The sequence below is a fragment of the Enterobacter sp. SST3 genome, from assembly GCF_000286655.1.
Lineage (GTDB): Bacteria > Pseudomonadota > Gammaproteobacteria > Enterobacterales > Enterobacteriaceae > Enterobacter > Enterobacter roggenkampii.
Map to the genome: position 1 here is coordinate 1 of NZ_ALNS01000023.1, position 20,027 is coordinate 20,027.

20 protein-coding genes are annotated in these 20,027 nt (G+C 55.4%); 8 read left to right on the forward strand and 12 right to left on the reverse strand.

The features are described 5' to 3' along the window. Positions 1–216 precede the first annotated feature (216 nt). Positions 217–783, reverse strand: a complete 567-nt coding sequence (gmhB, locus tag B498_RS08485) for a D-glycero-beta-D-manno-heptose 1,7-bisphosphate 7-phosphatase (RefSeq protein WP_008501879.1) — start codon at positions 781–783, stop codon at positions 217–219. 188 nt (positions 784–971) lie between these two features. Here gmhB and metN point away from each other — a divergent pair, with 188 nt between their 5' ends. From metN to proS, 6 genes are all read left to right on the forward strand, one after another. Then, positions 972–2,003, forward strand: coding sequence for a methionine ABC transporter ATP-binding protein MetN (metN, locus tag B498_RS08480; protein WP_008501880.1), 1,032 nt, complete (start codon positions 972–974; stop codon positions 2,001–2,003). After that, positions 1,996–2,649, forward strand: coding sequence for a methionine ABC transporter permease MetI (locus B498_RS08475; protein WP_008501881.1), 654 nt, complete (start codon positions 1,996–1,998; stop codon positions 2,647–2,649). Before metN ends, B498_RS08475 begins: the two co-directional genes overlap by 8 nt. A 40-nt stretch (positions 2,650–2,689) precedes the next feature. Then, on the forward strand, positions 2,690–3,505 hold the full coding sequence (metQ, locus tag B498_RS08470; RefSeq protein WP_008501882.1) for a methionine ABC transporter substrate-binding lipoprotein MetQ: 816 nt from the start codon (positions 2,690–2,692) through the stop codon (positions 3,503–3,505). A gap of 106 nt (positions 3,506–3,611) precedes the next feature. Then, on the forward strand, positions 3,612–4,016 hold the full coding sequence (rcsF, locus tag B498_RS08465; RefSeq protein WP_008501883.1) for an Rcs stress response system protein RcsF: 405 nt from the start codon (positions 3,612–3,614) through the stop codon (positions 4,014–4,016). Continuing rightward, positions 4,013–4,720 carry a tRNA (N6-threonylcarbamoyladenosine(37)-N6)-methyltransferase TrmO gene (gene tsaA, locus B498_RS08460; protein ID WP_008501884.1) on the forward strand — a complete coding sequence of 236 codons (708 nt, stop codon included), beginning with the start codon at positions 4,013–4,015 and terminating at the stop codon, positions 4,718–4,720. The genes rcsF and tsaA overlap by 4 nt, the downstream gene beginning before the upstream one ends. 112 nt (positions 4,721–4,832) lie before the next feature. Then, a complete protein-coding gene (gene proS, locus B498_RS08455; protein WP_008501885.1) occupies positions 4,833–6,551 on the forward strand; it encodes a proline--tRNA ligase in 1,719 nt (572 codons plus the stop codon). 47 nt (positions 6,552–6,598) lie between these two features. Here the strand turns inward: proS and nlpE are convergent, their stop codons facing one another. From nlpE to B498_RS08440, 3 genes are read right to left on the reverse strand one after another with little or no spacing between them, the layout of a single operon-like run. Continuing rightward, on the reverse strand, positions 6,599–7,297 hold the full coding sequence (gene nlpE, locus B498_RS08450; protein ID WP_008501886.1) for an envelope stress response activation lipoprotein NlpE: 699 nt from the start codon (positions 7,295–7,297) through the stop codon (positions 6,599–6,601). Between the two features lie 34 nt (positions 7,298–7,331). Next, complete coding sequence (gene arfB, locus B498_RS08445; protein ID WP_008501887.1) at positions 7,332–7,754, reverse strand: alternative ribosome rescue aminoacyl-tRNA hydrolase ArfB; 423 nt, start codon at positions 7,752–7,754, stop codon at positions 7,332–7,334. Then, positions 7,751–8,296, reverse strand: coding sequence for a YaeQ family protein (locus B498_RS08440; RefSeq protein WP_008501888.1), 546 nt, complete (start codon positions 8,294–8,296; stop codon positions 7,751–7,753). The genes arfB and B498_RS08440 overlap by 4 nt, the downstream gene beginning before the upstream one ends. A 196-nt stretch (positions 8,297–8,492) precedes the next feature. Between B498_RS08440 and B498_RS08435 the strand changes: the two genes are divergently transcribed. Together B498_RS08435 and rof are read left to right on the forward strand one after the other, a co-directional pair. Continuing rightward, complete coding sequence (locus B498_RS08435; protein WP_008501889.1) at positions 8,493–8,693, forward strand: YaeP family protein; 201 nt, start codon at positions 8,493–8,495, stop codon at positions 8,691–8,693. Further along, complete coding sequence (gene rof, locus B498_RS08430) at positions 8,680–8,940, forward strand: Rho-binding antiterminator (protein ID WP_008501890.1); 261 nt, start codon at positions 8,680–8,682, stop codon at positions 8,938–8,940. The genes B498_RS08435 and rof overlap by 14 nt, the downstream gene beginning before the upstream one ends. Before the next feature lie 28 nt (positions 8,941–8,968). Here the strand turns inward: rof and tilS are convergent, their stop codons facing one another. From tilS to lpxA, 8 genes are all read right to left on the reverse strand, one after another. Next, a complete protein-coding gene (tilS, locus tag B498_RS08425; RefSeq protein WP_008501891.1) occupies positions 8,969–10,258 on the reverse strand; it encodes a tRNA lysidine(34) synthetase TilS in 1,290 nt (429 codons plus the stop codon). A gap of 58 nt (positions 10,259–10,316) precedes the next feature. Continuing rightward, complete coding sequence (locus B498_RS08420; protein WP_008501893.1) at positions 10,317–10,706, reverse strand: VOC family protein; 390 nt, start codon at positions 10,704–10,706, stop codon at positions 10,317–10,319. 65 nt (positions 10,707–10,771) lie between these two features. After that, complete coding sequence (locus tag B498_RS08415; RefSeq protein ID WP_008501894.1) at positions 10,772–12,904, reverse strand: lysine decarboxylase LdcC; 2,133 nt, start codon at positions 12,902–12,904, stop codon at positions 10,772–10,774. A 100-nt stretch (positions 12,905–13,004) separates the two neighbouring features. Beyond that, entirely contained in the window at positions 13,005–13,964 is a 960-nt protein-coding gene (gene accA / locus B498_RS08410) for an acetyl-CoA carboxylase carboxyl transferase subunit alpha (protein ID WP_008501895.1), read from the reverse strand. A gap of 12 nt (positions 13,965–13,976) precedes the next feature. Continuing rightward, positions 13,977–17,459, reverse strand: a complete 3,483-nt coding sequence (gene dnaE, locus B498_RS08405; RefSeq protein ID WP_008501896.1) for a DNA polymerase III subunit alpha — start codon at positions 17,457–17,459, stop codon at positions 13,977–13,979. 38 nt (positions 17,460–17,497) lie between these two features. Continuing rightward, on the reverse strand, positions 17,498–18,094 hold the full coding sequence (rnhB, locus tag B498_RS08400; protein ID WP_008501897.1) for a ribonuclease HII: 597 nt from the start codon (positions 18,092–18,094) through the stop codon (positions 17,498–17,500). After that, positions 18,091–19,239: a lipid-A-disaccharide synthase gene (gene lpxB / locus B498_RS08395; RefSeq protein ID WP_008501898.1), complete on the reverse strand. Its 1,149-nt coding sequence runs from the start codon at positions 19,237–19,239 to the stop codon at positions 18,091–18,093. Before lpxB ends, rnhB begins: the two co-directional genes overlap by 4 nt. After that, positions 19,239–20,027, reverse strand: a complete 789-nt coding sequence (lpxA, locus tag B498_RS08390; RefSeq protein WP_008501899.1) for an acyl-ACP--UDP-N-acetylglucosamine O-acyltransferase — start codon at positions 20,025–20,027, stop codon at positions 19,239–19,241. Before lpxA ends, lpxB begins: the two co-directional genes overlap by 1 nt.

Sequence of the window (20,027 nt, forward strand, 5' to 3'; positions counted from 1 at the left end):
CGGCTTTCGCTCACCGTTGCAAGGTGGCGTATATTACGCTTTCCTCTTTCAGAGTCAACCCGTTATTTCAGGATTTTTTCTCTTCAACCGACCACATTGTCTGTGAAGTGATTCACATCCGCCGTGTCGATGGAGGCGCATTATAGGGAGCCGCCGAGGAATGACAAGCGGAAAAATGCATTTTTATTTCAACCGCTCACCTTTTCACCAAAAAGGCTATTTTTGGTGCTTTTTAATCTCTTTTGGCAGATCGGCCAGACTATTAATCACCCAATCCGCCGCATTCTCAGCCTCTGGCGTCACTGGCTTGCCGGTACGCACTAATATTTTAGTCCCTACACCCGCGGCTGCGGCTGCCTGCATATCTTCCAGTTTATCGCCCACCATATAAGAAGCCGCCATATCAATGTGCAGGAACTCCTGCGCAGAGATAAACATCCCCGGATGCGGCTTACGGCAATCACAGGTCTGACGATACGCTTCTACGGTTCCCTGCGGATGATGCGGACAATAGTAGATACCATCGAGATCCACACCGCGGTCGGCAAGTGACCAGTCCATCCATTCGGTCAGCGTCTCGAACTGCGCTTCGGTGAATTTACCGCGTGCAATACCAGACTGGTTCGTCACCACCACCAGCGCATAGCCCATCTCTTTCAGCTGGCGCATGGCATCTATTACGCCCTCGATAAACTCGAACTCATCAATCTCATGGACATAACCGTGATCCACATTAATAGTGCCGTCACGATCGAGAAAAATTGCGGGTACTGATTTTGCCACCGGTTTGCTCCTGAAAAAGGCATGTTCAGCTAGTATCTCATGAATCGCAGCGCAATAAAGTGCTCATCGTACAGAGTTGGATTGATTTAGACGTCTGGATGCCTTAACATCCGTTTTGTTTACGGTCATCACCCGTATCTGGCAGAAGAAAATGCCACGGCTAACTTACATACGATAAAAATAATCTAATGATTAAACTTTCCAATATCACCAAAGTGTTCCAGCAGGGGAACCGAACCATTCAGGCGCTGAACAACGTCAGCCTGCATGTTCCTGCTGGTCAAATTTATGGCGTCATTGGCGCATCGGGTGCAGGTAAAAGTACGCTGATCCGTTGTGTTAACCTGCTTGAGCGCCCAACCCAGGGCAGCGTAGAAGTTGGCGGCCAGGAACTTACCGCCCTTTCAGAAAAAGAACTCACCAAAGCGCGTCGTCAGATTGGCATGATCTTCCAGCACTTTAACCTGCTGGCTTCCCGCACCGTGTTCGGCAACGTTGCCTTACCGCTTGAGCTGGATAACACGCCGAAAGAAGAAGTGAAGCGCCGCGTCACCGAGCTGCTCGACCTCGTGGGTCTGGGCGACAAACAGGATAGCTACCCGGCAAATCTCTCCGGTGGGCAAAAACAGCGTGTGGCCATTGCCCGCGCGCTGGCAAGCAATCCTAAGGTGCTGCTGTGTGATGAAGCCACCAGCGCACTGGATCCGGCAACCACGCGTTCTATTCTTGAACTGCTGAAAGACATTAACCGTCGTCTGGGCCTGACGATCCTCCTTATTACGCACGAGATGGATGTGGTGAAACGCATCTGCGACTGCGTGGCGGTCATCAGTAACGGTGAACTGATCGAGCAGGACACGGTAAGCGAAGTGTTCTCGCATCCGAAAACCCCGCTGGCGCAGCAGTTCATCCAGTCCACGCTGCATCTGGATATTCCGGAAGACTATCTGGAACGTCTGAAAACAGAAGCAACAGCTGACAGCGTCCCGATGCTGCGCATGGAGTTCACCGGTCAGTCCGTTGATGCTCCCCTGCTTTCCGAAACCGCACGTCGCTTTAACGTGAATAACAACATCATCAGCGCGCAGATGGATTACGCCGGTGGCGTCAAGTTCGGCATCATGCTGACAGAAATGCACGGCACACAAGAAGAAACCCAGGCAGCCATTGCCTGGCTGCAAGAACATCACGTAAAAGTAGAGGTACTGGGTTATGTCTGAGCCGATGATATGGCTGCTGGTTCGCGGCGTTTGGGAAACGCTGGCAATGACCTTCGTCTCTGGTTTCTTTGGTTTTGTGATTGGCCTGCCGGTCGGCGTGTTGCTGTACGTGACGCGTCCGGGTCAAATCATTGAGAACGCGAAGCTGTACCGTACGCTCTCTGCGCTGGTGAACATCTTCCGTTCTATCCCGTTCATTATTCTGCTGGTGTGGATGATTCCGTTTACCCGCGTGATCGTCGGAACGTCTATCGGTCTGCAGGCGGCGATCGTTCCGCTGACCGTTGGCGCTGCGCCGTTTATCGCCCGTATGGTGGAAAACGCCCTGCTGGAGATCCCAACCGGTTTGATCGAAGCGTCCCGCGCGATGGGCGCCACGCCGATGCAGATCGTTCGCAAGGTTCTGCTGCCTGAGGCACTGCCAGGGCTGGTGAATGCGGCAACCATTACGCTTATCACCCTGGTCGGTTATTCCGCGATGGGCGGTGCCGTAGGCGCGGGCGGTTTAGGTCAGATTGGTTACCAGTACGGCTATATTGGATATAACGCGACCGTGATGAATACCGTTCTGGTATTGCTGGTTGTTCTGGTTTACTTAATCCAGTTCTCTGGCGATCGCATCGTCCGGGCTGTTACGCACAAATAACGTTACACACAACATAAACTCTACGAGTTAAGGATAAAACATGGCGTTTAAATTAAAGACCTTCGCAGCAGTAGGCGCGCTGATAGGCTCTCTGGCACTGGTGGGTTGCGGTCAGGATGAAAAAGATCCGAACCACATTAAAGTGGGCGTTATCGTAGGTGCAGAACAGCAGGTTGCAGAAGTTGCTCAGAAAGTAGCGAAAGAGAAATATGGCCTGGACGTGGAGTTGGTGACCTTCAACGATTACGTTCTGCCGAACGAAGCGCTGAGCAAAGGTGATATCGACGCGAACGCCTTCCAGCATAAACCATACCTGGACCAGCAGATCAAAGATCGCGGCTATAAACTGGTGGGCGTGGGTAATACCTTCGTTTATCCAATTGCCGGTTACTCTAAGAAAATTAAATCCCTGGACGAACTGCAGCCGGGCTCTCAGGTTGCCGTGCCTAACGACCCAACTAACCTTGGTCGTTCCCTGCTGCTGCTGCAGAAAGTGGGCCTGATCAAACTGAAAGACGGTGTTGGCCTGCTGCCAACCGTTCTGGACGTCACCGAGAACCCGAAAAATCTGAAAATTGTTGAGCTGGAAGCTCCGCAGCTGCCACGTTCTCTGGACGATGCGCAGATTGCCCTGGCCGTTATCAACACCACGTACGCCAGTCAGATTGGCCTGACCCCAGATAAAGACGGTATCTTCGTTGAAGATAAAGACTCTCCATACGTAAACCTGATCGTGACTCGCGAAGACAACAAAGACGCGGAAAACGTGAAGAAATTCGTACAGGCCTATCAGTCTGACGAAGTTTACCAGGAAGCCAACAAAGTGTTTAACGGCGGCGCTGTTAAAGGCTGGTAATCTCACCTCAGTGTAATATCATCAGGACGGGCTTATGCCCGTCTTGTCATTTGTGCAGTCAACTGATTCAATATCTGACGTTTTGATTATCCATTGAGGAAATATTATGCGTGCTTTACCGATCTGTCTTTTAGCACTCATGCTGAGCGGCTGTTCTATGCTAAGCAGATCTCCCGTTGAACCTGTTCAAAGCACGGCAACCCCGCCAAAGACCGAGCCTGCGAAACCGAAAGTGGTTCGCCCTGCGCCGGTTCGCATTATCACGAAAGCGGATGAACTCGTCGGTAAACCGTTCCGTGAACTGGGCGAAGTGAGCGGCGAATCCTGTCAGGCGACCAATCAGGACTCACCACCGAATATCCCGACTGCGCGTAAACGCATGCAGATTAATGCCGCAAAAATGAAAGCCAACGCGGTCCTGCTGCACAGCTGTGAAGTCACCAGCGGCACGCCGGGCTGCTACCGTCAGGCAGTCTGCATCGGATCTGCGCTGAACATTACGGCGAAATGAGTGCATTTCAGTTCGAGCAGATAGGCATCATCCACTCTCCTTATAAAGAGAAGTTCGCCGTGCCCCGCCAGCCCGGTCTTGTTACCAGCGGCAGCGGCGAGCTTCACCTGATAGCCCCTTACAATCAGGCTGATGCGGTGCGCGGGCTCGATGCCTTTAGCCATCTCTGGGTGGTGTTCGTGTTTCACCAGACGATGGAAGGCGGCTGGCGTCCTACCGTGCGTCCTCCTCGTCTTGGCGGAAATGCGAGAATGGGCGTGTTTGCGACTCGCTCGACTTTCCGTCCAAACCCGGTTGGCATGTCTCTGGTTGAGCTGAAAGGCATACGTTGCCAGAAAGATCAGGTGGTACTCGAGCTGGGTAGCCTGGATCTGGTCGACGGCACGCCGGTTATCGACATCAAACCCTATTTGCCTTTTGTCGAAGCTCTCCCGAACGCGCGTGCAAGTTATGCTCAGGATGCCCCCCAGGCGGACATGCCAGTCTGTTTTACCCCTGAGATAGACTCGCAGCTCAGTCAGCTGGAGAAACGCTATCCTCGTTTGCGGAATTTCATCACCGAAGTGCTGGCGCAGGACCCCCGTCCGGCCTACCGTAAAGAAGAGGAAGCAGGAAAAACGTACGCCGTCTGGCTGCTCGATTTTAACGTTCGCTGGCGCGTCACCGGGGCAGGTTTTGAAGTGTTTGCTCTTGAACCCAGGTAATTTTGTTCTCCTCTCTTTTGGCATCTTTGCCACACTGGTAAACTAAACCACTTTTTTTGTGTCAGGCTGGTGTTTCAGCCTGTTCCAATCGTCGAAATGGAACCGTAACAACATGCGTACTAGCCAATATCTGCTCTCCACTCTGAAGGAGACGCCTGCCGACGCCGAAGTGATCAGCCATCAGCTGATGCTGCGCGCCGGGATGATCCGCAAGCTGGCCTCCGGGTTATACACCTGGCTGCCGACCGGCGTGCGCGTCCTGAAAAAAGTCGAAAACATCGTGCGTGAAGAGATGAACAACGCCGGTGCTATCGAGGTGTCCATGCCTGTGGTTCAGCCCGCTGACCTGTGGCAGGAGAGCGGTCGTTGGGAACAGTATGGTCCTGAGCTGCTGCGCTTTGTCGATCGTGGCGAGCGTCCGTTCGTTCTCGGCCCAACGCATGAAGAAGTCATCACCGACCTGATTCGTAATGAGCTGAGCTCTTACAAACAGCTGCCGCTGAACTTCTTCCAGATCCAGACCAAATTCCGTGACGAAGTTCGCCCACGCTTCGGCGTCATGCGCTCTCGCGAATTCCTGATGAAAGACGCCTACTCTTTCCATACCTCTCAGGAATCCCTGCAAGAGACCTACGACAAAATGTACGCGGCATACAGCAAAATCTTCTCCCGCATGGGGCTGGATTTCCGTGCTGTGCAGGCCGATACCGGCTCCATCGGCGGTAGCGCATCCCATGAATTCCAGGTGCTGGCACAGAGCGGTGAAGACGATGTGATCTTCTCTGACTCTTCTGATTACGCGGCGAATATCGAGTTTGCAGAAGCACTGGCACCAAAAGAACCTCGTGCTGCCGCAACGCAGGAAATGACGCTGGTAGATACGCCAAACGCGAAAACCATTGCCGAGCTGGTTGAGCAGTTCAACCTGCCTGTCGAAAAAACCGTGAAAACGCTGCTGGTGAAATCCACCGAAGGAAGCGCTTACCCGCTGGTAGCCCTGCTGGTACGTGGCGATCACGAGCTGAACGAAGTGAAAGCAGAGAAGCTGCCGCAGGTCGCCAGCCCGCTGACGTTCGCGACGGAAGCGGAAATCCGCGCCGTGGTCAATGCTGGCCCAGGTTCTCTCGGTCCGGTGAATATGCCGGTTCCTGTTGTTATTGACCGCACGGTAGCCGCGATGAGCGACTTCTCCGCCGGTGCGAACATCGACGGTAAACACTACTTCGGCATCAACTGGGATCGCGACGTGGCGACGCCGGAAGTAGCAGACATCCGTAACGTGGTCGCAGGCGATCCAAGCCCGGACGGTCAGGGTACCCTGATGATCAAGCGCGGCATTGAAGTCGGTCACATCTTCCAGCTGGGTGATAAATACTCTCGCGCGCTGAACGCCGCTGTTCAGGGTGAAGATGGCCGTAACCAGATCCTGACCATGGGTTGCTACGGTATCGGGGTGACGCGCGTAGTAGCTGCTGCCATTGAGCAGAACTATGACGAGCGCGGCATCGTCTGGCCAGACAACATCGCGCCGTTCCAGGTTGCGATTCTGCCAATGAACATGCACAAGTCTTACCGCGTGCAGGAGCTGGCCGAGAAGCTGTACGCCGAGCTGCGTGCGCAGGGTATCGAAGTGCTGATGGATGACCGTAAAGAGCGTCCGGGCGTGATGTTTGCCGATATGGAACTGATCGGTATCCCACACACCGTCGTGATCGGTGACCGTAACCTCGACAGCGACGAGATTGAATACAAATACCGTCGCAGCGGCGAAAAACAGATGATCAAGACAGGCGAGATTCTTGATTACCTGGTGAAAGCCATCAAAGGCTAAACAAAAAACCCCGCTCAGGCGGGGTTTTTTAATGGCTCAGCGTCAGCTTATTTACTGTTACAGTCTTTACCCGCAACAAACTTCGCGTCTTTATCTGCCACCAGCGTTTTCACCATCTCTCCACTATCCGGGTTTGGCTCCAGCGTAAAGTGACCGTCCACCGTCAGCAATACCGGCTTGCTGTAATTGCCGCGCGCCACCGCGTAATCACGTTCAAGCTGCGCATTGTTTGCCACGCTGACCTTCTTACCGGTTGCGCAGTCGGTAAAGATCGCCGCATCCGCCATGTAGAAGTACATCCCCCGCATCGCCATCGGCGTCGCGGGCAGAGCCGCTTTTACCGGCGCCAGCGTGTAGTTGAACTGGGATTCAATTGGATTGCCTTCACGATCCAGCATCTCCATCCCCTCGCCTTTGGCGCGGAAATAAGTTTTCTCGCCAGCGGTATCCGTCAGAACCAGCTTCTCCGCCGTTCGCGCCCATGTTCCATAAGTTGCAAAAGAAGAAGGCTCTTTTGCGCCCTGATAGCGCTGGTTCATCACCCAAGTGCCGTCTTTTTGCAGGAACAGTGACGTTTCAATGCCTTCACAGTCCGCGCAAGGCAATACGCCGCGCCAGCTCTGCTGCATCGGTTTTAATTCTTCCGTCTGCGTGGGTTGTAAAACCTGCGTTTCGGAGCGGTTGTTACACCCGAAAAGCGCAAACAGCGTACTCACTGCCAGCGCTGACCATAATGCTTTTTTCACAATGAATTCCTTATGAAAAGTGTGTTCCCTTTCGTCACTCTGTGGGGCGACGAACTTTACCGCGTAGTGCTTTCACTGTGGATTTTTGGGCCTTCGAGGCCAGCCGACGCTCTTTCGATGCGCGGGTTGGCCGCGTTGCCCGGCGGCTTTTTTGTACTGCCGTTAATTCTTTGATGACCGCCACCAGCCTGGCTATCGCCGCTTCCCGGTTGAGCTCCTGGCTGCGGTATTCCTGGGCTTTGATCACCATCACGCCATCGCTGGTGATCAGGTGATGGCTGGCAGCAAGCAGACTTTCTTTATAATACTCTGGCAGGCTTGAGGCCCGAATGTCAAAACGCAAATGGATTGCCGTTGAGGCCTTGTTGACGTGCTGCCCACCTGCCCCCTGAGCACGGATGGCGGTGATCTCCAGCTCGTTGTCCGGAATGCTGACGTTTCGGGACAAGACGATCATGAGGCCGGTTGCCACGCCGTCAAATGAATTTCCAGATTATTCTGAGAACCAGAGAGCCAGATGGCACCGTCCTGAATCGTCGCCTGCAACACCATGGTCCGGCTGGCAAAGTCGCTCAGCTGCGCCAGTTGCTCATCATCCAGATACCAGACCGTGAGATTTTTAAACTGTCCGCACTTGCTTTTGTTTTGCTGCCACCAAATCTCCGCAGCGCGCTGATTATACGCGAATAAGGCCACTTCAGCGGACTGAGTGCAGGCCTTCTTAATTCTGCGCTCGTCCGGCAGTCCAAGTTCGATCCACAAATCGATACCCAGATGATCGTTGCGCAGCCAGGCTTCTGGCTCGTCTTCTGCGCTTAACCCACGGGTAAACTGCAGACGCTCGTCAGCGTACTTAATCCACGCCAGCAGGCGCAGCATCATGCGCTCCTGGGTTTCGGAGGGGTGGCGAGCCAGCGTCAGCGAGGCGTCCAGGAACTGGTTGCGATCGAGATCGGCCACATTGACCACTGCTTTATAAATTGTCGCTTTCAGCGCCATGAGAGAACTCCATTCGAATCAGGCGCTCATTGTAGCGAAAACCGCGGCAAAAGGCTGTTGTAGGGTGATAAATACACCGCTATCAAGGCGCTGATATTGCTTAAATGAGTATGGTATAGTCACCTTGCTAAACCGAGTTTATCTTCGTAGGCTTAATGATATCTCACAGTAAGTCAGTGCGCTGGCGGGAGGGGATGTGAATAATTATTGTGAGTTAATTCGCAAACGGTATGCGGAAATCGCCAGCGGAGATCTGGGGTATGTCCCGGACGCGTTGGGCTGTGTATTGAAAGTGCTTAATGAAGTGGCCTCTGATGAGAGCCTTTCAGAGTCGGTCAGGGAAAAAGCAGCGTATGCTGCGGCGAATTTACTGGTGAGCGATTATGTCGATGAATGATACTTATCAACCCATCAATTGTGATGACTATGACAACCTCGAACTCGCCTGCCAGCATCATTTATTACTGACGCTGGAGCTAAAAGATGGCGAAGTGTTGAAGGCGAAGGCCAGCGATCTGGTTTCACGTAAGAATGTGGAATACCTGATAGTGGAAGATGCCGGTGCGACGCGTGAGCTGCGCCTGGATAAAATAGCCAGCTTCAGCCACCCGCAAATCGGCACCGTCGTGGTGAGCGAATCCTGATGACATTAACGGGCAGCCTGGCTGCCCGTTACGCTTTCTGCCACTCAAACCTGACCCCCTCTTCCGCCCATCCCGCTTCCGTGATGAAAATGCCCGCAGCAGCAATCAATGTTTCACCATAGAACAGCAGCGGCGTGGTGTCGCGCAGCCACGGCGGCACGTTGCACTCCTGCCAGATTTTCTTCAGCTTGCGTCCCCCGTTGCGCCCGACAATATGCAGCATGCCGCCAGCCTTAAAGCGTACCGTTACCGGTTCTCCTGCCTCTGGCAGCCTCACATGACCAGACGGTATAAGAGAGACACGTCCTGCCTCACTGGGCAATATCAGCGGAAGCGCAGGAGAAAGCCAGTCGAGCACCACACTGGTCAGTGAGGGCGTTGATTTTACCCACCAGAGTTCCCCTTTGTAGCGCCTTACGTCAAAACCGTTCAGATGGACGCACGGGGAAGCATCCTCCCGCGCCAGGGCAACTTCGTCCCAGATACGGTTTAGCATCGCCCGCGACGGCATCGCGGCGTGATGAGAGGCCAGCCAGCGCCGTAGCAGCGCAGCGCGGCGCACCGGGCTCATCGCTTTCAGCGGTGCAATCGCCAGCGCTCCGTCTTCAGAAATCAGTTCAGCCAGCTCGTCACTCAACAGCTCGTCCAGCAGCGATTCCTGTTCGGCGCACAGCATAGCGCTTCTTGCCGTCGCGTCGGCGAAATGCGGCCAGCGCTCGCTCAATAGCGGGAGGACGCGCAGACGCAGAAAGTTACGGTCATAGCCGTCATCCTGGTTGCTCTCATCTTCAATCCAGCTGAGCTGATGTTCTCGCGCCCAGGCCTCAAGCGAGGCGCGCGTCTCGCCAAGCAGCGGACGCAGTAACGTTGTACCGGCAAACTCAGAACGCTCAGGCATGGCTGAAAGCCCTGCCGGTCCGCTGCCCCGCTTAAGCGCCAGCAGAAAGGTTTCACACTGATCGTCCCGGTGCTGGGCTGTGACCAGGGCTTCTCCTGTACGCAATGCCCCGGCAAAGGCGGCATAGCGGGCTTTACGCGCCTGCGCCTCAATGCCCAGCCCTTCCTCCGCAAGCGTGACGCGCTCGACGAGAAGCGGGATCGCCCACGCCGCACACAAGGCTTCGCAGTGCGCCACCCACTCCTCTGCGTGAGGACTTAATCCGTGATGAATATGTATCGCCCGCAGCTGGACGTCAGGCTCCCGATCGCGCCAGCACTTAAGGCGATGAAGCAGAACGGTGGAATCCAGGCCACCGCTAAACCCCACCAGCAGCTGGCGGTACGGTGAAACGGCGTGTGCGATAGCGGGTAAGGTCATAGGGAATTACACATAAAAAATGCCCGAACTGAGCGGGCATTATCACACAGGACGAAGATTACTGCTGATAAAGCTCCAGCGGCAGGCCGTCCGGGTCGTTGAAAAAGGTAAAGCGCTTGTCGGTGAACGGATCGACGCGGATTGCTTCACACGTCACGCCGTGCGCTTCCAGATGTTTTACTGCGCTATCCAGGTCATCGACGCTGAAGGCAAGATGGCGCAGACCGCAGGCTTCCGGACGGGACGGACGCGCAGGCGGAAAAGGAAAAGAGAACAGTTCAATCACATACTGCCCGTTTAACGCCAGGTCGCCCTTCCAGGAGTCGCGCTCCTCACGGTAGGCCTCGCTCAACAGCGTAAAGCCGAGAATGTCGCAGTAGAAGGCCTTACTCTTTGCGTAATCAGTCGCAATGATCGCAATATGATGAACAGCTTTTAAACCCAGCATAGCTTCTCCTTTTTATGATGCCTGAACGTTACAACCGAAAACCCGCACCTGGCAAGCGGTCACCCTTATTTTAGGACTCGCACCCAGTACACGCCGTTTTCGTCGCGCTTCGCACCGTGGATATCCGTCTCAAAACCGGGATAGTGACGCCCTACCGAACAGAGCATCAGCAGGAAATCGAGCACGGCCCGACTCTCTTCGGTAATCATCTCTCCCGGCATCAGGAGCGGTACGCCCGGCGGATACGGCAGGATCATGTTGGCCGATACGCGCCCAACCAGATTTTCCAGTTCGACGGTTTCGACCTCCCCCCTCACCTGGCGCTGCCATGCCTTGTGCGGGGTAAACTTCATCTCCGGCAACACATCGAACGCCTGTAGCATCAGACGCGGCAGATCGTGCTGACGGATCAGCCTGTGGATCCCCTGGGCCAGATCCTGAATACGCATATTGCGGTAGAAGTCAGGATCTTCCGCGTAGAGATCCGGCAGCATGTTCTTCACCCGCAGGTTGAGATCGTAGGCGCGCTTAAATTCCATCAGACCGCGGAGCAGCCCCATCGCCCGGGTTTTATCGATCCCGATACTGAACAGAAACAGCAAATTATAGGGGCCTGTTTTCTCCACCACCACGCCGCGTTCATCAAGGAATTTCGCCACCAGCGCAGCCGGGATCCCTTCCTCGCTCATCTTGCCCTGCTCATCCATACCCGGCGTCAGGATCGTCACCTTAACCGGGTCGAGGAACATATGGTCACTATCGGCATCCCGGAAGCCATGCCAGTCTTCGGCGGGCGAAACCGGCCAGCATTCTGCTTCATCAATCTCTTCCGGCTGCCAGATATCAAAGAACCAGCCGTCGGCTTCCTCTTTCAGCCGCTGAACCTCTTTACGGAAATGCAGTGCGCGCTCCACAGAGCGATTGATAAGACGTTTACCGGGATTGCCGCGCAGCATCGCCGCAGCCGTTTCGATAGACGCCACCAGCGGATAGCTTGGTGAGGTGGTGGTATGCATCATAAAGGCTTCGTTAAAGGTCTCTTCGTCGTATTCGCCTTTGATGTGAATCAGCGAAGCCTGGGAAAACGCGGCCAGCATTTTGTGCGTCGACTGCGTTTCGAAGAACACTTTACCCGGCACGCGTTCACCGCTCATGCCGCTTTTACCCGCGTAAATCGGATGGAAATTGGTGTACGGTACCCACGCGGAATCGAAGTGGATCGACGGCACGTCCAAAGTCTTTTTGATCCAGTCCGTGTTGTACAGCAGACCGTCATAGGTCGAGTTGGTGATCACCGCATGGACAGGCCAGCCTGCGCCGGGCACTGCCGCGACCTTGCGTTCAATGGCTTCATGCGTGAACTCCCGCCGCGGAATACCGCCAAGAATACCGAGCGCGTTGCGCGTGGGCGACAGCCAGAGCGGTACAACGTCGCTCATCATCAGCAGGTGCGCCAGCGATTTATGGCAGTTACGGTCAATCAGCAGGGTGCTCCCCGCAGGCGCGGCATACATTCCGACGATTTTGTTCGAGGTCGAGGTGCCGTTGGTCACCATATAGCTCTGCTCGGCCCCAAAGGTGCGGGCGATATACTCTTCAGCTTCCAGATGCGGTCCGGTATGATCCAGCAGAGAGCCTAATTCGGTGACTGAAATGGACACGTCTGCTTTCAGCGTGTTGCCACCAAAGAAATCATAGAACAGGCAGCCCACCGGGCTTTTTTGGTAGGCCGTTCCCGCCATATGCCCAGGCGTACAGAAGGTATATTTCCCCTCTTTCACGTAGGTGAAGAGCGCCCGGGTAAAGGGCGGAGTAATGTTATCGAGATATTCATTCGTGTATTGCTGAATGCGGGTCGCAATGTCTTCCGCCACGCCGAGGGAATATTCAAAGAACCACAGTGCCATACGCATATCATTGGCGCTGACGTCCATGGTTGAGTGGGTATTAATAAACGCGTACAGCGGGAGATATTCGTTCAGCTTGTTGATATCGCTGCACAGTTCGAGGTCATATTCATCCCAGTCGAAGATCACGCCGCAGATACGCGGGTTATGCTCGATGAACTTCAGCAGATCGGCGCTGTTGTGCGGCCAGATTAGCTGATACCCGCGCGACTGCAGGGCTTGCTCCAGCTCCTTAATCGGCTCGTCTTTATAGAAGACGCCGTGCGGCCCCATAATGGCAATGATGTTCACGGTCTACCTCCTTGAAAAACATTAGCTAAGCATAGTCCGGCTAAACCGCAGGTATAAAAAAAGCCGCAACAGTGTGCGGCTTTTCAGATAATTGTGAGGCTTACGCGTAGCCGTAGGTCATCAGACGCTGGTAACGGCGGTTGAGCAGATCTTCTTTGCTCAGCACGTCCAGGTCTGCCAGATCGGCCAGCAGCTGCGCTTTCAGGGACGCCGCCATCACTTCCGGCTTACGATGTGCCCCACCCAGCGGTTCAGGGATGATGGAATCGATCAGCTTAAGCTCTTTCAGACGCGGCGCAATGATGCCCATCGCTTCGGCAGCCAGAGGCGCTTTGTCAGCACTTTTCCACAGAATGGACGCACAGCCTTCCGGGGAGATAACGGAATAGGTGCTGTACTGCAGCATATTCACTTTATCGCCCACGCCAATCGCCAGCGCGCCACCGGAACCCCCTTCACCGATAACGGTACAAATGACCGGCACCTTCAGACGAGACATCTCGCGCAGGTTGCGTGCGATGGCTTCAGACTGACCGCGCTCTTCCGCGCCCACGCCAGGGTAGGCACCCGGGGTGTCGATGAAGGTGATGATTGGCATGTTGAAACGCTCAGCCATCTCCATCAGACGCAGGGCTTTACGGTAGCCTTCTGGGGCTGGCATACCGAAGTTACGACGGATTTTCTCTTTGGTCTCACGACCTTTCTGATGACCAATGATCATCACCGGGCGTCCGTCCAGACGCGCGATACCGCCTACGATAGCTTTGTCGTCAGCGTATGCGCGATCGCCTGCCAGTTCGTCAAATTCGTCAAACGCCAGGCGGACATAATCCAGGGTGTACGGACGCTGTGGATGGCGTGCCAGCTGGGCCACCTGCCATGCGCCGAGATCGGCAAAGATTTTGCGCGTCAGCTCTACGCTTTTCTCGCGCAGACGATGCACTTCTTCGTCGATGTTAATATCCAGTTTTTCATCCTGACGGCTTACCGCTGTCAGAGAATCGATTTTCGCTTCCAGCTCAGCAATCGGCTGTTCGAAATCAAGGAAATTCAGACTCATAGTATTCCTGTATTAGTCAAACTCCAGTTCCACCTGCTCCGAACCAATGAGGCCACGGAGATCGTTCAGTAAACGATCGCTCGGAGAGACACGCCACGTTGCACCAAAGCGCAACCGCGCACGTGCATCCGCCCTCTGATAGTAGAGATGTACTGGAATTGTCCCCGAGCGGTGGGGTTCCAGAGACTGACGGAGTCGGTTTAAAAGCTGGTCATCAATTTGCCTGTCCGTCAGCGAGATAGCAAGCCCGCGAGCATATTTTTCACGGGCTTCGTCAATGTCCATCACTTCGCGGGCGGTCATTTTAAGCCCCCCACTGAAGTCATCAAAGCTGACCTGTCCGCTGACGATAAGTATGCGGTCTTTTTCCAGCAATTGCTGGTATTTATCCAGCGCGTCGGTGAACAACATCACCTCCAGACGCCCGGAACGGTCATCCAACGTACAGATGCCGATACGATTGCCGCGCTTGGTGACCATAACCCTTGCAGCAATCACGAGCCCCGCAGCCGTGGTGATTTTACCACGTTCTGTCGGATGCATGTCTTTTAGCCTGTGGCCGCCGACATAGCGCTCAATTTCTTTAATGTACTGGTTGATCGGGTGACCCGTCAGGTACAAACCTAACGTTTCACGCTCGCCGTCCAGCACCACCTGTTCTGGCCACGGCTGGCAGTTGGAATAAGATTGCTCGATCTGCTCTGGCTCTTCCGCCAGCACGCCGAACATGTCCGCCTGACCAATGGCTTCCGCTTTCGCGTGCTGATCCGCCGCTTTCAGGGCGTCGCCCAGCGAGTTCATCAGCGCGGCGCGGTGCGGCCCCAGCCTGTCGAACGCGCCGGACATGATCAGTTTTTCCAGCACGCGGCGATTCAGCTTTTTGGTATCGGTACGGGCGCAAAGATCGAACAGCTCCCGGAAATACCCGCCGTTGTTGCGCGCTTCGATGATCGCCTCGATCGGCCCCTCGCCCACGCCCTTGATCGCGCCGATCCCGTAAACGATCTCCCCATCGTCATTGACGTGGAAATGGTAGAGACCTGAGTTAATATCCGGCGGCAGGATCTTCAGCCCCATGCGCCAGCACTCATCCACCAGGCCCACCACCTTCTCGGTGTTGTCCATATCGGCGGTCATTACCGCAGCCATAAACTCCGCAGGATAGTGTGCCTTCAGCCACAGCGTTTGATACGACACCAAAGCATAGGCGGCTGAGTGAGATTTGTTAAATCCGTACCCGGCGAATTTCTCCACCAGGTCGAAGATTTTCATCGCCAGCTCGCCGTCGACGCCGTTTTTCTTCGCCCCGTCTTCAAAGATGGAACGCTGCTTGGCCATCTCTTCCGGCTTTTTCTTACCCATCGCACGACGCAGCATGTCCGCGCCGCCAAGCGTATAGCCGGAAAGCACCTGGGCGATCTGCATCACCTGTTCCTGATACAGGATGATGCCATAGGTTGGCTCCAGTACCGGCTTCAGGCTTTCGTGCTGCCACTGAACGTCCGGGTAGGAAATCTCTTCGCGCCCGTGCTTACGGTCGATAAAGTTATCTACCATCCCTGACTGCAAAGGGCCCGGACGGAACAGGGCCACCAGTGCGATCATATCTTCGAAGCAGTCGGGCTGCAGGCGCTTAATCAGATCTTTCATGCCGCGGGATTCAAGCTGGAAGACGGCGGTGGTCTCCGAGCGCTGCAGCATGTCGAAACTTTTCTTGTCGTCCAGCGGGATGGCCGCGATATCCAGCGGCGGCTCGCCGTTCTTCTCGCGGCGGGCGTTGATCATCTCCAGCGCCCAGTTGATGATGGTCAGCGTACGCAGGCCAAGGAAGTCGAACTTCACCAGCCCGGCGTATTCTACGTCGTTCTTGTCGAACTGGGTGACCGGATGCTGGCCCGCTTCATCGCAATACAGCGGCGCGAAGTCGGTGATTTTGGTCGGGGCGATAACCACGCCCCCCGCATGCTTACCGGCGTTACGCGTGACGCCTTCCAGCTTGCGCGCCATGTCGATCAGCGCTTTGACCTCTTCGTCCGCTTCATAGATTTCCGGCAGCTGCGGTTCAGCCTCAAAGGCTTTTGCCAGCGTCATGCCCGGATCGGGCGGCACCAGTTTAGAGATGCGATCGACAAACCCGTACGGGTGGCCCAGCACGCGGCCCACGTCGCGGATAACCGCTTTCGCCGCCATCGTACCGAAGGTAATGATCTGCGATACCGCATCACGGCCGTACATATCGGCCACGTGCTCGATCACCTGGTCACGTTTCTCCATGCAGAAGTCAACGTCGAAGTCGGGCATCGAGACACGTTCCGGGTTGAGGAAACGTTCGAACAGCAGGTCGAATTCCAGCGGATCGAGGTCGGTAATTTTCAGCGCGTACGCCACCAGCGAGCCTGCGCCGGAACCACGGCCCGGTCCAACCGGCACGCCGTTATCCTTCGACCACTGGATGAACTCCATAACGATCAGGAAGTAGCCCGGGAAGCCCATCTGGTTGATCACCTGGAGTTCAATGTCCAGGCGTTCGTCATACTCCGGACGACGCTTTTTACGCTCTTCTTCATCCGGGAACAGGAATTCCAGACGCTCTTCCAGACCTTCTTTCGATTTCATGACCAGGAAATCTTCCGTGGTCATGTCACCCGTCGGGAACTGCGGCAGGAAGTATTCGCCAAGGCGGACGGTGACGTTGCAGCGCTTGGCAATCTCTACGCTGTTTTCCAGCGCTTCGGGGATATCGGAGAAGAGCTCACACATCTCCTCCTCGCTGCGCATGTACTGTTGTGCGGAGTAATTGCGCGGCCGCTTCGGATCGTCGAGGGTAAAGCCATCGTGGATCGCCACGCGAATTTCGTGAGCGTCAAAATCGCCCGCCTCAAGGAACCGAACGTCGTTGGTGGCCACTACGGGCAACCCGCGCTCCTCTGCGAGCGCCACCGCGGCATGAAGATAGCTCTCTTCATCCTGACGGCCGGTACGGATCAACTCCAGGTAATAACGATTCGGGAAATATTCTTCATAGAACGAGACGCATTGATCCACCAGCGCGCTGTTACCGCGCAGCAGGGATTTTCCGACGTCACCCATGCGGCCGCCGGAGATCAGCAGCAGCCCTTCGTTGAGCTCGGCCAGCCAGTCACGATCTATCCACGGCCCCAGCGCACCATATCCGCGCTGATAGGCTTTTGAGATAAGCAGCGTGAGGTTTTGGTAACCCGTGTTGTTCATCGCCAGCACGGAGATTTGCGTCAGTTCATCCCCGATGAGGTCGCTCTGCACGTGGAAGTCTGCGCCGACGATCGGCTTCATCCCCGCGCCGTGCGCCGTTCCGTAGAACTTCACCAGACCACACAGGTTGGTAAAATCGGTGATCGCCAGCGCAGGCATGCCAAGCGAGGCCGCCTTTTTTACCAGCGGCCCGGTCTTCGCCAGCCCATCGATCATGGAGTAGTCGCTATGCACCCGCAGGTGTACGAAACGTGGTTCAGCCATCTTCAGATTCCGCGTTACTTAATTGCTTGCGTAATGATTCAGGACACCCGTCCCAGGGCGCGTTTTACCGGGCCAAAACTGCGCCGATGGTGTTCGGTTGCGCCATGTTCAGCCAGCCTCTCCAGGTGGAAAGGTGTGGGATATCCCTTATGCTGGGCGAAACCATACTGAGGGTAAGTGAGGTCCAGCGCGGCCATTTCGGCGTCGCGTGTCACTTTGGCAATAATAGAAGCTGCGCTAATTTCTGCGACCCGGCTATCGCCTTTGACCACTGCCATTGAAGGCATGGGCAATGCCGGACAGCGGTTGCCGTCAATCAGGACATATTCAGGGGAAATTTTCAGCCCCGCCACCGCACGCTGCATCGCCAGCATCGTGGCATGCAAAATATTCAGCTCGTCTATCTCATGCGGTTCAGCACGCCCGAGGCTCCAGGCCAGCGCTTTCTCCTGAATCTCACTAAACAGCGCCAGCCGGCGCTTTTCAGACAATTTTTTTGAGTCATTCAGCCCGACGATCGGCCGAGCCGGATCGAGGATCACCGCAGCGGTCACCACGGCTCCCACTAACGGACCACGACCCACTTCGTCCACACCCGCCACAAGGTGGGTGTGAGGATAAACAAATTCCATCATTTTGCTAACTCCAGCACCGCATCGGCCGCTTGCTCATCAGCATTACAGCGGATCAGTTGATGCAGTTCGCGGAAGGTATCGTGCATCTGGTGGCTGGTTTTACCGTTGGCGAGCAGCGGCAGCAGGGCCTCCGCCAGCGCCTGCGGCTGGCATTCATCCTGCAGCAGCTCTTTCACCAGCTCGCGACCCGCAAGCAGGTTTGGCAGGGAGACGTAATCTGTTTTTACCAGACGTTTTGCCAGCCAGAAGGTAAACGGCTTCATGCGGTAACCGACCACCATCGGGCATTTCGCCAGCATACACTCCAGCGCCGCCGTGCCGGAGGCCAGCAGTGCGGCATCGCTCGCATACATCGCTTCCCGCCCCTGCCCGTCCAGAAGACGGACGTGAAGATCCGGGGCAACGTCAGCTTTGATGCGCTCAAACTGCTCGCGGCGTTTGGCATTCACCAGCGGCACGACCACTTCAAGATCGGGATAGGTCTGGCGAAGAAGTTGCGCTGTCTTAAGAAAATCGGCGCTCAGCATCTCAACTTCTGCGCCACGGCTGCCTGGCAGTAAGGCCAGACAGTGCACATCATGCGGGATGCCCAGCGCGTCGCGCGCCGCGTTTTTATCCGGATCCAGTGGCATCGCATCCGCCATGGTATGACCGATAAAACGGCACGGAACATTAAATCTGTCGTAAAACGCTTTTTCGAAAGGCAGGAAAGCCAGCACCAGGTGGGTGGACCGTCCGATTTTGAAAACGCGTTTCTGTCGCCACGCCCAGACGGATGGACTGACGTAGTGAATCGTCTTAATGCCCTGCTTTTTCAGATTCCCTTCGAGGGTAATGTTGAAATCAGGTGCATCGATACCGACAAACACATCGGGTTTGAGTTCGGTAAAGCGGCGGGTGAGATCGGCACGGATGTGCAGCAAACGGCGTAACCGTCCCAGCACCTCAACGATCCCCATCACGGCCAGCTCTTCCATTTCATACCAGGCTTCACAGCCTTCGGCCTGCATCAGCGGGCCAGCAACACCGACAAAGCGAGCATTGGGTACGCGTGCCTTAAGCGCACGGATGAGACCGGCACCAAGAATATCGCCGGAGGTTTCTCCGGCGACCAGGGCTATCGTAAGCGGACGACTGTCGACCATTAACGAATCAGACCCCTTGTTGAACGGTCAAAGAACTCCATGAACGCGTCCACTTCCGGGTGCTTTTTCGCCAGTTCGGCAATTTCCGGCTTCGCCTCTTCCAGCGTTTTACCGCTACGGTACAGCAGTTTGTACGCGTTGCGGATGGCAGTAATCGCTTCGCGACTAAAACCACGACGCTTGAGGCCTTCGATGTTCACGCCAAACGGCGTGGCATGGTTGCCCTGCGCAATCACATACGGTGGGACGTCCTGCGCCACACCGGAGCATCCGCCGACCATCACGTGCGCACCAATGATGCAGAACTGATGGACTGCGGTCATGCCGCCAATAATTGCGAAGTCATCAACTGATACGTGTCCTGCCAGCGTGGCATTGTTGGCAAGGATACAGCGGTCACCCACGGTACAGTCGTGCGCGATATGCGCATTCACCATAAACAGGTTATCGCTGCCCACCTTCGTCAACCCACCACCCTGTACTGTTCCACGATGAATGGTGACGCTTTCGCGAATACGGTTACGATCGCCGATTTCCACACGGGTCGACTCACCAGCATATTTCAGATCCTGGTTGACTTCGCCGATGGAGGCGAACTGATAGATCTCGTTATTGCAGCCAATGGTCGTGTGACCATTCACCACAACGTGAGATTTCAGCACTGTACCCTCACCAATTTCGACATGGGGTCCAACAATACAAAACGGGCCAATGTGGGCGTTAGCACCAACGATGGCACCCGTTTCCACAATGGCGGTAGGATGAATAAAGGCGGATTTATCAATCAC

Excerpts from the sequence above, each read along its gene's own strand:
- metN (WP_008501880.1), top strand. The coding sequence starts at position 972 with ATGATTAAACTTTCCAATATCACCAAAGTGTTCCAGCAGGGGAACCGA.
- B498_RS08475 (WP_008501881.1), top strand. The coding sequence starts at position 1,996 with ATGTCTGAGCCGATGATATGGCTGCTGGTTCGCGGCGTTTGGGAAACG.
- metQ (WP_008501882.1), top strand. The coding sequence starts at position 2,690 with ATGGCGTTTAAATTAAAGACCTTCGCAGCAGTAGGCGCGCTGATAGGC.
- rcsF (WP_008501883.1), top strand. The coding sequence starts at position 3,612 with ATGCGTGCTTTACCGATCTGTCTTTTAGCACTCATGCTGAGCGGCTGT.
- tsaA (WP_008501884.1), top strand. The coding sequence starts at position 4,013 with ATGAGTGCATTTCAGTTCGAGCAGATAGGCATCATCCACTCTCCTTAT.
- proS (WP_008501885.1), top strand. The coding sequence starts at position 4,833 with ATGCGTACTAGCCAATATCTGCTCTCCACTCTGAAGGAGACGCCTGCC.
- arfB (WP_008501887.1), bottom strand. The coding sequence starts at position 7,754 with ATGATCGTCTTGTCCCGAAACGTCAGCATTCCGGACAACGAGCTGGAG.
- B498_RS08440 (WP_008501888.1), bottom strand. The coding sequence starts at position 8,296 with ATGGCGCTGAAAGCGACAATTTATAAAGCAGTGGTCAATGTGGCCGAT.
- rof (WP_008501890.1), top strand. The coding sequence starts at position 8,680 with ATGTCGATGAATGATACTTATCAACCCATCAATTGTGATGACTATGAC.
- tilS (WP_008501891.1), bottom strand. The coding sequence starts at position 10,258 with ATGACCTTACCCGCTATCGCACACGCCGTTTCACCGTACCGCCAGCTG.
- B498_RS08420 (WP_008501893.1), bottom strand. The coding sequence starts at position 10,706 with ATGCTGGGTTTAAAAGCTGTTCATCATATTGCGATCATTGCGACTGAT.
- accA (WP_008501895.1), bottom strand. The coding sequence starts at position 13,964 with ATGAGTCTGAATTTCCTTGATTTCGAACAGCCGATTGCTGAGCTGGAA.
- dnaE (WP_008501896.1), bottom strand. The coding sequence starts at position 17,459 with ATGGCTGAACCACGTTTCGTACACCTGCGGGTGCATAGCGACTACTCC.
- rnhB (WP_008501897.1), bottom strand. The coding sequence starts at position 18,094 with ATGATGGAATTTGTTTATCCTCACACCCACCTTGTGGCGGGTGTGGAC.
- lpxB (WP_008501898.1), bottom strand. The coding sequence starts at position 19,239 with ATGGTCGACAGTCGTCCGCTTACGATAGCCCTGGTCGCCGGAGAAACC.